Source organism: Shinella oryzae, assembly GCF_023038235.1.
GTDB classification, from domain to species: domain Bacteria; phylum Pseudomonadota; class Alphaproteobacteria; order Rhizobiales; family Rhizobiaceae; genus Shinella; species Shinella sumterensis.
On sequence record NZ_CP081987.1, the window covers coordinates 3046198 to 3059938 of the forward strand.

The following is a 13741-nucleotide window of genomic DNA, read 5'->3' on the forward strand; positions in this document are numbered from 1 at the left end:
AAATCCTTCCGGCAATTAGACAAAAGGTCATTTGTGCTTGAAGAATTGCATTTCTGAGACAGTGAGGTTATAGAGGGCCGAATTCCCGGAACATTGTGGTTTACGACCCACGGCCCGCGACCCCGGCGCGGACGGACAGAAGGACTATATGCATGGCTCAGCAGCTCCTCATGCCAAAAGCGACCGCGGTCTGGTTGGTCGACAACACGGCGCTGTCTTTCGAACAGATCGCGACATTCTGCAAACTGCACCCGCTCGAAGTGAAGGCCATCGCCGACGGCGAATCGGCCCAGGGCATCAAAGGTCTCGACCCGATCGCCACCGGCCAGCTCTCGCGCGACGAGATCGCCCGCGCGGAAGCCAATCCCGCCCACAAGCTGAAGCTTTCCGACCCGAAGGTCCGCGTTCCCGAATCCAAGCGCAAGGGCCCGCGTTACACGCCGGTTTCCAAGCGTCAGGATCGTCCCAATGCTATTCTCTGGCTGGTGCGCAACCATCCGGAACTGAAGGACGCCCAGATCTCGCGTCTCGTCGGCACCACCAAGTCGACGATCGAGCAGATCCGCGACCGCACCCACTGGAACTCGGCCAACCTGGCGCCGATGGACCCGGTGACGCTCGGCCTGTGCTCGCAGATCGACCTGGACCTGGAAGTCGAGCGCGCCTCCAAGGGCCGTCCGCTGCCGACCGCCGCCGAACTCGGCGCCACCCTCGAATCGGCCCAGGAAACGGAAAAGCTGCCCTACAGCACCGACCGCGAGGACGAGCAGGAAATCAACGCCGACGCCGTCTTCGCCAAGCTCAAGTCGCTGAAGTCGTCCACGCCGGACGAGGACGAAGACGACAATTTCTGAGCCGTCGTCAAATCGAAATGACAAACCGGTCGCCACAAGCGGCCGGTTTTTTTGTCTCCGGCACCTTCAGGCTCTGGCTGCCAACCGGCTTTCCATCTCAGCAGATCCTACGCCCTGAAAGAGCCTGGGCGATCTCGTCGAGAATCGCCGGGTCATCGATCGTTGCCGGCATCGTCCAATCCTGACCGGCGGCGATCTTCTGCATGGTGCCGCGCAGGATCTTGCCCGACCGGGTTTTCGGCAGCCGCTTCACGCAGATCGCCGTCTTGAAGGCGGCGACGGGGCCTATCCGCTCGCGCACCATCGCGACCACCTCCTGCTCCACCTCCGATGATTCACGTGAAACACCGCTCTTCAAAACGAGGAAGCCGACCGGGATCTGCCCTTTCACCGCGTCGGCCACGCCGATGACCGCACATTCGGCGACGTCTCGGTGGCTGGCGCAGATTTCCTCCATCGCCCCCGTCGAAAGGCGATGGCCGGCGACATTGATGATGTCGTCGGTGCGCGACATGATGAAAACGTAACCGTCCTCATCGACATAGCCGGCATCCGCCGTCTTGTAGTAGCCGGGAAACTCCGAAAGGCAGGCCTCGCGAAACCGCGCATCCGCGTTCCAGAATGTCGGAAGGCAGCCCGGGGGCAGGGGCAGCTTGATGGCGATGTTGCCGAGCGTGCCCGGCGCCACCGCGTGGCCGGCATCGTCGAGCACATGGAGCTCGTAGCCCGGCATCGGGACGGTAGGCGAGCCGTGTTTCACGGGCAGCCGGTCGAGACCGAGCGGATTGCCGACGATGGCCCAGCCGGTTTCCGTCTGCCACCAGTGATCGATGACGGGCACGCCGAGCACGGCCTCCGCCCAGCGCACCGTATCGGGATCGGCCCGCTCGCCTGCCAGGAACAGCGCCCGCAGGCCGGAGAGATCGTACCGTTTGACGAGAACACCATCCGGGTCTTCCTTGCGGATGGCGCGAAAGGCGGTGGGCGCGGTGAACAGCACCGAAACCCTGTATTCTTCCACCACGCGCCAGAAGGCGCCGGCATCCGGCGTGCCGACCGGCTTTCCCTCATAGAGCACCGTCGTGCTGCCGTTCAGCAGCGGCGCATAGACGATATAGGAATGGCCGACGACCCAGCCGATATCCGAGGCCGCCCAGTAGACCTCGCCGGGTTCGACGCCGTACAGCGCCCGCATCGTCCAGGCGAGCGCCACCATATGCCCGCCATTGTCGCGGATGACGCCCTTCGGCTGGCCGGTCGTGCCCGAGGTGTAGAGAATATAGAGCGGATCGGTTGCGGCCAGATTCGCACAGGGCACCGTCCGGCCCTGGGCCGCAACAAGCGCCGAACCGAGATCGACATCGCGCGCGGGATTAAGCTCGGCCGTCAGTTCCGGCCGTTGCAACACGAGGCATCGCACCGGCTTGTGCCGGGCCAGCCCGATGGCCGCATCCAGCAGCGGTTTATACGCCACCACCCGGTTCGGCTCGACGCCGCAGCTTGCCGAGACGACCAGCTTGGCCGACGAATCGTCGATGCGCGTTGCAAGCTCGCTTGCCGCAAAGCCGCCGAAGACCACGGAATGGATCGCACCGATGCGCGCGCAGGCCAGCATGGCGAACACGGCTTCCGGGATCATCGGCATATAGAGAATGATGCGGTCGCCCTTTTCCACCCCGTGATCGACGAGCACGGCCGCCATGGCGCTGACATTCGAAAGCAGGTCGTCGTAGCTGTAGATCGCCTTGCAGCCCGTCACCGGGCTGTCATAGATCAGCGCCACCTGGTCGCCGCGGCCGGCCGCGATATGGCGATCGACGCAATTGTGGCAGGTATTGCCGGTGGCATCGGGAAACCAGCGGCCATAGACACCTTGCCGCTCGTCGAAAATCGCATCCGGTGGCGTGAACCAGTCTATCACCCGCGCGGCCTCGGCCCAGTGACGCGTGTGATCGTCCTTCCACGCGCGATAAATCTCGGCATAGGTCTTTTGCATCGTCTTCTCCCACATGCCCGGCAGCGGCCGGTTCCTCCGAGAGGAAGAATAGGGGAGGGCGATACCGCCGCAAAGCCAGACCAAAGCCTGAGATGGGCGGCCGGAATGCCTTGACGCCGTTTTGTCAGCGCGTGCCGAAGATCGCCGAACCGACACGGACGCTGGTCGCGCCGAAGCCGATAGCAACCTCATAGTCGCCCGACATGCCCATCGACAGCCGGTCGAGGCTGCAGCGGGCAGCAAGCTTGGCCAGCAGGGCAAAATGCGGCCCGGGATTTTCATCCGCCGGCGGAATGCACATCAGACCCTCGATGGTCAGGCCCAGCTCCTCGCGGCAGAAGGTCACGAAAGAGAGGGTATCGTCAGGCGCGATGCCGGCCTTCTGGGGCTCGAGCCCCGTATTGACCTGCACATAGAGCCGCAGCGCCCGTCCCTGCCGCTTCATCTCGTCGGCGATGCTGCGCGCGATCTTTTCCCGGTCCACGGTCTCGATCACGTCGAACAGGGCAACGGCATCCGCGGTCTTGTTCGATTGCAGGGGACCGATCAGGTGCAACTCGATGCCTGCCGTCTGCGCGCGCAATTCCGGCCACTTGCCCTGTGCTTCCTGCACGCGGTTTTCGCCGAAAACGCGCTGCCCGGCTGCGATGGCGGGCCGGATCGCATCGGCATCGAAGGTCTTCGATACCGCGACCAGCGTGACCTGTTCGGGGTTGCGGCCAGCCTCGCTTGCGGCCTTGCGCACGCGGCTGCGCACCTCTTCGAGACGGTCCTCAAGTTCCATGATCATTCTCCATCGGCGAAGGCAGGCCGGGCGGATTTAAAGGGCAAATCTGCGGAAACGGCATGCGCGGGCATCCAGACCCCGGACCTAGCGAAAACGGCACGCCTTGCCAAGCGCCGCAAGCCCGGAAAACTTGACGCTTCGGTGGTTTCATGATGAAGGTCTCGACACCATATTCGCAGGGGCGAACCGCCCTCCAAGACTCCCAAAAGACTTCCGGAACATCAAAGACATGGCCACCGAACGTTACAACCCGCGCGATGCCGAACCCCGCTGGCAGGCAAAATGGAACGATGAAAACGTCTTCCTGACGGACAACGACGATCCGCGCGAGAAGTACTACGTCCTCGAGATGTTCCCCTATCCCTCCGGCCGCATCCATATGGGCCATGTGCGCAACTACGCGATGGGCGACGTCGTCGCTCGCTACAAGCGCGCGCGCGGTTATAACGTGCTGCATCCGATGGGCTGGGATGCCTTCGGCATGCCGGCCGAAAACGCCGCCATGCAGAACAAGGTCCACCCCAAGGGCTGGACCTACGAGAACATCGCGACCATGCGCGGCCAGCTGAAATCGATGGGCCTGTCGCTCGACTGGTCGCGCGAATTCGCCACCTGCGACGTCGAGTACTATCAGCGCCAGCAGCACCTCTTCCTGGATTTCCTGGAGAAGGGACTTGTCTACCGCAAGCAGTCCAAGGTGAACTGGGATCCGGTCGATCATACCGTTCTCGCCAACGAGCAGGTCATCGACGGCCGCGGCTGGCGGTCCGGCGCGCTGGTCGAACAGCGCGAGCTGACGCAGTGGTTCTTCCGCATCACCGATTTCAGCCAGGATCTGTTGGATTCGCTGGAGACGCTCGACCAGTGGCCGGAAAAGGTCCGCCTGATGCAGAGCAACTGGATCGGCCGCTCGGAAGGCATGCTGGTCCGCTGGGAAGTGGTCAAGGACGCAAAGCTGGCCGCCACGGCGCTCGCCGCCGAAGAACAGCTCTCGCCCGAAATCACCGTCTACACGACGCGCCCGGATACGCTGTTCGGCGCGTCCTTCATCGCGATTGCGGCCGACCACCCGTGGGCCAAGGCCGTTGCCGCGCAGAATCCGGCTATCGAAGCCTTTGCCGAGGAGTGCCGCCGCGCCGGCACATCGCTCGCTGCGCTGGAAACGGCCGAGAAGAAGGGCATCGACACCGGCATTCGCGTGCGCCATCCCTTCGACCCGGAATGGGAGCTGCCGGTCTACATCGCCAATTTCGTGCTGATGGACTACGGCACGGGCGCGATCTTCGGCTGCCCGTCCGGCGACCAGCGCGACCTGGATTTCGCCCGCAAATACGACCTGCCCGTCGTGCCCGTCGTCATGCCGAAGGGTGCGGACGCCGCCAGCTTCACCATTGGTGACGAAGCCTATGTCGGCGACGGCGTGATGATCAATTCGCGTTTCCTGGATGGTCTCGACACCAGGGAAGCCTTCGAGGAGGTCGCCAACCGCCTCAGCGCCGCCACGCTCGGCAATAGGCCGGTGGGCGAGCGCAAGGTGAATTTCCGCCTGCGCGACTGGGGCATTTCGCGCCAGCGCTACTGGGGCTGCCCGATCCCGATCATCCATTGCCAGGACTGCGGTGTGGTTCCCGTGCCGAAGGCCGACCTGCCGGTGAAACTGCCCGACGACGTGACCTTCGACAAGCCGGGCAACCCGCTCGATCGCCATCCGACCTGGCGTCACGTGGCCTGCCCGAATTGCGGCAAGGATGCACGCCGCGAGACCGACACGATGGACACCTTCGTCGATTCGTCCTGGTACTTCGCCCGCTTCACCGCGCCGTGGGAAAACAATCCGACCGATCCGGCGGCCGCCAATGCCTGGCTGCCGGTCGACCAGTATATCGGCGGCATCGAGCATGCGATCCTGCACCTGCTCTACTCGCGCTTCTTCACCCGCGCCATGCAGGCGACGGGCCATCTCGATCTCAAGGAACCCTTCAAGGGCCTCTTCACGCAGGGCATGGTGGTGCATGAAACCTACAGCCGCGGCGAGGGTGCCAAGCGCGAATGGGTGACGCCGGCCGAAATCCGCATCGAGGATATCGACGGCAAGCGGCGCGCGATCCACGTCGAATCCGGCGAAGAAGTCGCCATCGGCTCGATCGAGAAGATGTCGAAGTCCAAGAAGAACGTGGTCGACCCCGACGACATCATCGCCTCTTACGGCGCCGATACCGCCCGCTTCTTCATGCTGTCGGACTCGCCGCCGGATCGTGACGTGATCTGGTCGGAAGCCGGCGTCGAAGGCGCACATCGCTTCATTCAGCGCGTCTGGCGCCTGCTGTCCGAAGCCGCACCGGCCCTGAAGGCCGTGCAAGGCCGGCCGGGCGCTGAAGGCGAAGCACTGGCCGTATCGCAGGTCGCGCACCGCACGCTGAAGGCCGTCCAGGGCGACTACGACAAGCTTGCCTTCAACAAGGCGGTGGCCCGCATCTACGAATTCGTCAATGCGCTGGCCGCACCGCTGACCACGGCCGCCGCCGGCAAGGCCTCAGACGACCTCGTGGCTGCCCTGCGCGACGCCGTCGATATCCTGATCCGCATCGTCGCGCCGATGACGCCGCACCTTGCCGAGGAATGCTGGCGTGCCATCGGCGGCGAGGGCCTCATCGCCATGAGCGCGTGGCCGGAATACGAAGAGCGCCTGGTCGCCGAAAATGAAGTGACGCTGCCCGTGCAGATCAACGGCAAGAAGCGTGCGGATTTGACAATCAGCCGCGACGCAGACCAGAGTGCGGTCGAGGCCGCGGTTCTGACCATAGAGGCGGTCCAGGCCGCTCTTGCCGGCCAGCGCCCGAAGAAGATCATCGTCGTACCGCAGAGGATCGTGAATGTTGTTGTCTAACGGAACCGGTTTCTCGCGGCTTGGAAAGACCATCGCGGGTGTCCTGCTTCTGGCCGCCGTCGCCGGCTGCCAGGTGCGTCCCCTCTACTCCACGGCAAGCGGCACGGAAGGCAAGCTTGCATCGGTGTCGATCCCGGAGATCAACAACCGCGTCGGGCAGCAGGTTCGCAACGACCTGATCTTCCTCTTCGCCGGCGGCGCGGGCGAGCCGCAGAATGCGGCCTACCGGCTCAACCTCGGCGTCACCGCGGGAACCGGTGGCGTGCTCAACGACCCCGCGACCGACACGATGCGCGCGGGCCGCACGACCGTTTCGGGAACCTTCACCCTGGTGAAGGTCGATACGGGCGAAACGGTCACCTCCGGAAAGCGCTCCGCAATCGCTCTCGTCGACTTCCCCCGGCAGGAGTTCGCCAAGCTCCGCGCCATTCGCGACGCGGAAAACCGCGCCGCCCGCGAGCTTGCCGAGCTGATCCGCGCCGACGTCGCCACGGCGCTCAGCCGTCGCTGATCTGTCATGGCGGAAGTGAAGTCGCACGAATTCGACGCCTTCCTGAAACGGAAGCCGTTGCCCGTGCGGCTTTTTCTGATCTACGGCCCCGACAGGGGTTTGGTGTCCGAGCGGGCGGCGGCAATCGCGGCCGCCAGCGGCGTTGATCTCGATGACGCCTTTTCCGTCGTGAAGCTCGATGCGGGCGAAATCGGCAACCAGCCGGGACGCCTGATGGACGAGATGAACGCCATCGGCCTTTTCGGCGGCGAACGTCTCGTCTGGGTCCGCAATGCCGCAAGCGAAAAGGGCGTCGCCGACGCCATCGATATGCTGGCCAGCGCATCCCCCGGTCCGTCGACACTCATCGTCGAGGCTAGTGACCTCAAAAAAGGTTCGGCCCTGCGGAAGGCGGCGGAAGCCGCATCCCAGGCCGTTGCGATCCCGTGTTATGCCGATGACGGACGCGCGCTTCAGGCACTGATCGATCAGGAGCTTGCGGCAGAGGGCCTTCGTATCGCGCCCGCCGCACGCCAGCGACTCGTTGAAACGATCGGCGGCGACCGGCTGGCCTCCCGCAATGAACTGCGCAAGCTCGCGCTCTACTGCCGCGGACGCGAGCTCATTGAGGAGCAGGATGTCGAGGAGATCGTCGGAGATGCCAGCGCCATCTCCACGGATGACGCGATCGATGCCATCCTCAAGGGCGACAAGGACGGTTTTCTCCACGCGATCCAGAAGATCGTGACGTCGAAAACGCCCATCTTCCTCGTGCTGCAGGGCTGCCTCAGGCAGTTCCAGCTGCTGGAACTGATGCGTGCGGAAATGGACGAGAAACGGGCACCGGCCGCCCAGGCCATGGCAACGCTCGGCCGCCATCTGCATTTCCGGCGCAAGCCGATCGTGGAAAATGCGCTGAAGACATGGGCGTCACCCGCAATCCGGCGTGAAACGCAGCGCCTGCAGGCCGCCATTCTGCAAAGCCGGCAGCGGCCGGCCCTGGAAGACACCATCGCCATGCAGACCCTGCTGGCGACGGTGCTGCAATCCGCACGGCGCTGAATCCGGCTAAAGAAGTTACCGGCGCTCCAGAAGCCGGCAGATTTCCTCGAGCTGCTCCAGCGTCTTGTAGGAAATCTTCAGGTGTCCGCCATTGCCCTTGTGGTTGACGGTCACGTCGAGGCCCAGGACGTCCGACAGCGTGCGTTCCAGCGCCAGCGTATCGGCGTCCTTCTCGTCCTTGCGCGGCGCCTGGCCGTGGTTCGGATCGTTCTGCGACTTGATATCGTTTTGCGCCAGACGCTCGGCATCGCGCACCGACATGCCCTTGGCGACAATCGTCCGGGCGAGCGCGACCGGGTCGGAGGTCGGGACAAGCGCGCGCGCATGACCGGCCGAAATCGTGCCCGACGCCAGCATATCCCTAACAGGATCTGGCAGTTTCAACAGGCGAAGGCTGTTCGCCACATGACTGCGGCTCTTGCCGATGATTTCGCCGAGGTCGTTCTGCGTATAACCGTGATCGGCGATCAACAGCTCGTAGCCCATCGCTTCTTCAAGCGGGTTGAGATCGGAACGCTGCACGTTCTCGACGATGGCGATTTCCAGCGCCGTACGGTCATCGACGTCGCGAATGATGACAGGAATATCCGTGAGGCCTGCAAGCTGCGCCGCCCGCCAGCGCCGCTCACCGGCAATGATCTCGTAGCGATTGTCGGATGTGGTGCGCACGACGACCGGCTGGACGATGCCGTGCTGGCGGATCGAGGACGCAAGATCCTGAAGTTCCGACTCGTCGAAGTACCGGCGCGGATTGCGAGGGTTGCGCCCGACAAACTCGATGGGGACGAGCCGGTCGGGATTCACCGATGGCGCAGCGCCGATCTCGGCGGCCGGAATCTGGTCCATCTCGCCGATCAGGGCCGCAAGTCCGCGGCCAAGCCGCCTCTTTGAGTTGTCTTCATTCATCGATTCTACTCACAGATACGGATTTCAGGCCGCCTTGCGCTGCCTTTCACGCTGGATGACCTCGGAAGCGAGCTGAAGGTAAGCCTGGCTTCCGGCGCATTTGAGATCGTAAAGAATGGCCGGTTTACCATAGGACGGCGCTTCCGACACCCGCACGTTCCGGGGAATGAGCGTGTGGTAGACCTTTTCGCCGAGATGGGTGCGCACATCGTTGACGACCTGCTGCGCCAGATTGTTGCGCGAATCGAACATGGTCAGCACGATTCCCTGGATATCGAGGCGCGGATTGACCGTACGACGCACCTGATCGACGGTCTCCAGCAGCTGGCTCAAACCTTCTAACGCGAAGAACTCGCATTGCAGCGGCACCAGAACGGAATGCGCCGCGGCAAGCGCGTTCATCGTGAGAAGATTGAAGGACGGCGGACAATCGACCAGGACGTAAGAGTAAGCCATCGCATCGGCCGATGCCAGCGCGCGCTTGAGGCGGAACACCCGATCATTCTGCTGCGCGATCTCCATCTCGATACCGAGCAGGTCCATGGTCGACGGAATGATCGAGAGATTCGGTACCGCTGTCGCCAACGCCGTTTCCGCCACACCGTGGCTGCCGACGAGAAGATCGTAGGACGAAAGTTCGCGATTGCGCCGGTCGATGCCGAGACCCGTGCTGGCATTGCCCTGAGGATCAAGGTCGACGATCAGAACCCGTTCGCCGATGGCGGCGAGGGCGGTCGCCAGATTGATGGCCGTCGTCGTCTTGCCGACGCCACCCTTCTGGTTTGCAATGGTGATGATCCGGTTCTTATCGCCTATCATGGACGCTGCCAGTCTCACTGAGGTTGTCGCGAAAGCTTTGCGATTTCGAGCACGACAGAATCCGGCTCGACCACACTGGCATGTTTTATCAGATCGAATCTCCAGCGACCAAGCGCTTTATCGACCTCGCGCTGGTAATCCCGGCCTTTGTGCAGAAAAAATCTGAGATCGGGATTTCGTTCGGCCCAGGGCAAACCGAATTCGAACAGCAAATCGAGATCAGCGAGGGCACGCGCGGAAATGGTGTCGCAATGCTCGATGACAGCAGGTGCCTGCTCGATGCGGATGGCATGAACGGAAGCGCGGGCGCCCGTTTCCAGGATCGCAGTCCGCAGGAATGCCGCCTTTTTTTTGTTGCTCTCAACGAGATGCACCCATCCGTCACCGATTCCGGCCAACAGGATGCCTGTGACAATCCCCGGAAAGCCGCCTCCGCTGCCGAGATCGGCCCATATCCGTGCGCCCGGTCGAAGGGCGTAAATCTGAGCGCTATCGACGATATGGCGGTTCCAGAGCTCCGACAGGGTGGAGGGCGCGACGAGATTGATCGCTTTCGCCCATTTCTGAAACAGCGCGACAAAGATCGTCAGACGCTCTTCAGTTTCACGTGAAACATCGAGATCGCGCAAAAGCCGGGGAAGTGCAGTCATGTCTTCGCAATTCTTTGCGCCGGTTCTGTACCGAGGCGTTTGAGATAGGCAAGCAGGAGGGTGAGCGCGGCGGGGGTAACGCCATCCACGCGGGCCGCCTGCGCTAAGTTGGCAGGCCGCGCAACCGTCAGCTTTTGACGCAGCTCGATGGAGAGGCCCGGCAGCGTGTTGAAGTCGAAATCATCCGGAATCTGCCGCTGCTCCTCGCGGCGCGCTTCTGAAATATCCGCTTCCTGCCGGTTCATATAGACTGCATAAGCCGCCTCGATTTCAACCGCCTCGGAAACGCGAGCAGGCACATCGGCAAGCGCTTCGGGCCAGACGGCCGCAAGGCGCGCATAATCGATGTCAGGATAGGCGAGAAGCTCATAGGCGCTGCGCCGCACGCCGTCCTGGTTCAGGCGGATGCCTTGGGCACCAGCTTCATTTGGGGACAGCTTCAGCGCATGCAACGTCTCGCGTAATGCCTGAATCGCATCGGACCAGGCCGAGAAACGGGCCGCCCGCTCGCGACCGACGATACAAAGATCGATCCCAAGCGGCGTCAGACGCACATCCGCATTGTCCGCGCGCAGGGAGAGGCGATACTCTGCCCGCGAGGTAAACATGCGATAGGGCTCCGTGACGCCGCGCGAGGTCAGGTCGTCGATCATCACGCCGATATAGCTGTCCGTCCGGCTGAAGACGTGCCCGTCGCGACCGGCGGCCCGGCGCGCGGCGTTCAGCCCCGCAACGAGACCCTGCGCCGCGGCTTCCTCATATCCGGTCGTGCCATTGATCTGGCCGGCAAGAAAAAGACCTTCTTGGCGCTTCACTTCCAGCGTCGGAGAAAGTTCTCGCGGATCGACATGGTCGTATTCGATGGCATAACCCGGCTGGAGGATGGTAACGGTCTCAAGCCCGGGTATCGTATGGATGAACGCGGCTTGGACGTCCGCCGGGAGCGATGTCGAAATACCGTTGGGATACACCGTGGGATCATCCAGCCCTTCCGGCTCCAGAAAGATCTGGTGCCCGTCCCGCTCGCCGAATTTGACGATCTTGTCCTCAATCGACGGGCAGTACCGCGGCCCAACGCCCTCGATCTGGCCGGAATACATGGCGGATTTGCCGATATTCTCTTCGATGATGCGATGCGTCGCTGATGTCGTGCGCGTGACGCCGCATTCGATCTGCGGCGTTGTGATCCGGTCCGTCATAAAGGAGAAGGGAACGGGATCTGCATCGGCTGCCTGGCGACCGACCGCCGCCCAGTCGATGGTGCGCCCATCCAGCCGCGCTGGCGTTCCGGTCTTCAGGCGCCCCAGAGCAAGACCCAGACGTTCGAAGGTCGCCGATAAACCAAGGGATGGGGCTTCGCCCACGCGCCCCGCCGGAATCTTTTCGTTCCCGATATGAATGAGCCCGCGCAGGAAGGTGCCGGTGGTGACCACCACGGCACGACAGGATAGGGACCGTTCGTCTTTGAGGGTCAGCCCAGCGACGCGTCCCTGATCAAGGACGATATCGAAGGCGTCGCCCTCGATAATATCAAGATTTGCAATGGAAGTGGCTTCGGCCTGCATGGCTTCGCGATACAGCTTCCGGTCCGCTTGGGTGCGCGGTCCGCGGACAGCCGGGCCCTTACGACGGTTCAGCAAGCGGAACTGAATACCCGCCTTGTCCGCGACGCGGCCCATCAGCCCATCGAGCGCGTCGATCTCCCTGACAAGATGCCCTTTGCCAAGGCCGCCAATGGCCGGGTTACAGGACATCACGCCAATCGTGTTCGCCTTGTGCGTGACCAGTGCGGTCGAAGCGCCGAAACGCGCTGACGCCGCGGCCGCTTCCATGCCCGCATGCCCACCGCCGATAACGATGACGTCGTAATGATCTTTTGTGGTCATGGTTCATCCACCTGTTTCACGTGAAACGCGTCGCACGACTCGTAGACGTTGTATTGTTTCACGTGAATCATTTTCCTATACAAAATTCCGAGAAGATCACGTCAAGAAGATTCTCGACATCGACCCGGCCCGTGATCCGTCCGAGGGCCTGACCCGCCAAACGCAGATGTTCTGCCTGGATATCGAGACCCGCTGACGCATTCTCCATAGCCGCCTGGATATGCTGCCGGCAGGCTACAAGACCGTCCCTGTGTCGCGCGCGTGTCGGCAAGGCCAAAGCGTTCCCGACTTCGAGCGTCGGTAGATAAGCTCTGATCAGCTCGATCAGGTCATCGATACCGTCACCGGACTTGGTCGAGATCATAACATCGATCGCACCTTGCGGCAAAGTCTCGCCAAAAATGTCCGATTTGCTTCGAATGCGTAGAAAAGGTCCGCTGTAGCTCCCCAGGAAGTCTGCCGCATCCGTCACATCATCGTCGGAAAGCAGAAGGACCAAATCTGCCTGTTGAAGCGAAAGTTGGGTACGCCGAATACCCTCGCGCTCCACCACATCATCCGTCTCCCGCAAACCCGCGGTGTCGTAGAGACGAACCGCATAACCGCCGATATCGAGATCGACATGCAGAACATCACGCGTCGTGCCGGGGACATCGGTTACAATAGCGACGTCACGCCGTGCGAGATAATTGAGAAGGCTCGATTTCCCGGCATTGGGCGGGCCCGCAATCACGACTTTCAGGCCGTCTCGGACAATCTCGCCCGCGCGCGCGCCGTCGGTATGGTTAAGGATGTCTTGCGACAAGGCGCGCATATCCGACCATACGGACGCAGCGACGGAACCGGGCACATCGTCTTCATCTGCGAAATCGAGTTCTGCTTCGATCATCGCGCGCGCATGCGTCAATCGTTTCGCCCACGAATCGTACAGGCGCGACAGGCCGCCAGACGCCTGCTCCGCTGCCAAACGACGCTGCATTTCGGTCTCGGCGGTGATCAGGTCCGCCAAACCCTCGACTTCGACAAGGTCCATGCGACCGTTCAGGAAGGCGCGGCGTGAGAACTCACCGGCCTCTGCCGGACGCAGACCGTCGATAGCGCCCAAGGCAGCAAGCACGGCGGCGACGGTCGCGCGCCCGCCGTGAATTTGCAGTTCCGCACAATCCTCGCCGGAAAATGAGTGGGGCCCCGGGAAGAACAACACGATTCCCTGGTCGATCACATCACCGTTGCGGTCCCGAATCGATCGCAACGAGGCCCGGCGCTCAGGGGGCACTGCGCCGCAAAGCTGCGCCACCGCGGTGCGGCAATCCGGTCCGCTGATGCGGATGACCGCAACACCGGAGGGTAAGCCGCCGCTCGACAGCGCAAAAATGGTTCCAGCACGCATCTAAGCTATTCCGG

At 62.6% G+C, this 13741-nt stretch carries 11 protein-coding genes; 4 read left to right on the top strand and 7 right to left on the bottom strand.

All coding sequences use genetic code 11. From position 1 onward, the window contains the following. The first annotated feature begins 152 nt into the window (after positions 1-152). Positions 153-854, top strand: a complete 702-nt coding sequence (locus K6301_RS14840) for a DUF1013 domain-containing protein (RefSeq protein WP_134648504.1) — start codon at positions 153-155, stop codon at positions 852-854. A 97-nt stretch (positions 855-951) separates the two neighbouring features. Here K6301_RS14840 and K6301_RS14845 read toward each other — a convergent pair whose 3' ends face one another. Next, a complete protein-coding gene (locus K6301_RS14845; protein ID WP_247218002.1) occupies positions 952-2850 on the bottom strand; it encodes a propionyl-CoA synthetase in 1899 nt (632 codons plus the stop codon). A 124-nt stretch (positions 2851-2974) separates the two neighbouring features. Then, entirely contained in the window at positions 2975-3634 is a 660-nt protein-coding gene (locus K6301_RS14850) for a YggS family pyridoxal phosphate-dependent enzyme (protein WP_247218004.1), read from the bottom strand. Between the two features lie 232 nt (positions 3635-3866). Between K6301_RS14850 and leuS the strand changes: the two genes are divergently transcribed. The 3 genes from leuS to holA are packed head-to-tail and all read left to right on the top strand — an operon-like array spanning position 3867 to position 8076. Beyond that, on the top strand, positions 3867-6524 hold the full coding sequence (gene leuS / locus K6301_RS14855; RefSeq protein WP_247218006.1) for a leucine--tRNA ligase: 2658 nt from the start codon (positions 3867-3869) through the stop codon (positions 6522-6524). Further along, the gene (gene lptE, locus K6301_RS14860; protein WP_247218008.1) at positions 6511-7035 is read left to right on the top strand and encodes an LPS assembly lipoprotein LptE; all 525 of its coding nucleotides are present in this window, start codon (positions 6511-6513) and stop codon (positions 7033-7035) included. Before leuS ends, lptE begins: the two co-directional genes overlap by 14 nt. 6 nt (positions 7036-7041) lie before the next feature. Next, positions 7042-8076, top strand: a complete 1035-nt coding sequence (gene holA, locus K6301_RS14865) for a DNA polymerase III subunit delta (RefSeq protein ID WP_247218009.1) — start codon at positions 7042-7044, stop codon at positions 8074-8076. Positions 8077-8091: 15 nt separating this feature from the next. Here holA and K6301_RS14870 read toward each other — a convergent pair whose 3' ends face one another. The 5 genes from K6301_RS14870 to mnmE all read right to left on the bottom strand — a co-directional run bounded on the left by K6301_RS14870 (position 8092) and on the right by mnmE (position 13727). Continuing rightward, a complete protein-coding gene (locus tag K6301_RS14870) occupies positions 8092-8982 on the bottom strand; it encodes a ParB/RepB/Spo0J family partition protein (protein ID WP_247218011.1) in 891 nt (296 codons plus the stop codon). Positions 8983-9006: 24 nt separating this feature from the next. Beyond that, the gene (locus K6301_RS14875) at positions 9007-9801 is read right to left on the bottom strand and encodes a ParA family protein (protein WP_247218013.1); all 795 of its coding nucleotides are present in this window, start codon (positions 9799-9801) and stop codon (positions 9007-9009) included. Positions 9802-9815: 14 nt separating this feature from the next. After that, positions 9816-10451 (bottom strand): 16S rRNA (guanine(527)-N(7))-methyltransferase RsmG, encoded by a 636-nt coding sequence (gene rsmG, locus K6301_RS14880; RefSeq protein WP_247218015.1) that lies wholly within the window; start codon positions 10449-10451, stop codon positions 9816-9818. Further along, positions 10448-12337, bottom strand: coding sequence for a tRNA uridine-5-carboxymethylaminomethyl(34) synthesis enzyme MnmG (gene mnmG / locus K6301_RS14885; RefSeq protein ID WP_247218018.1), 1890 nt, complete (start codon positions 12335-12337; stop codon positions 10448-10450). The genes rsmG and mnmG overlap by 4 nt, the downstream gene beginning before the upstream one ends. Positions 12338-12404: 67 nt before the next feature. After that, the gene (mnmE, locus tag K6301_RS14890; RefSeq protein WP_247218020.1) at positions 12405-13727 is read right to left on the bottom strand and encodes a tRNA uridine-5-carboxymethylaminomethyl(34) synthesis GTPase MnmE; all 1323 of its coding nucleotides are present in this window, start codon (positions 13725-13727) and stop codon (positions 12405-12407) included. Positions 13728-13741: the final 14 nt, after the last annotated feature.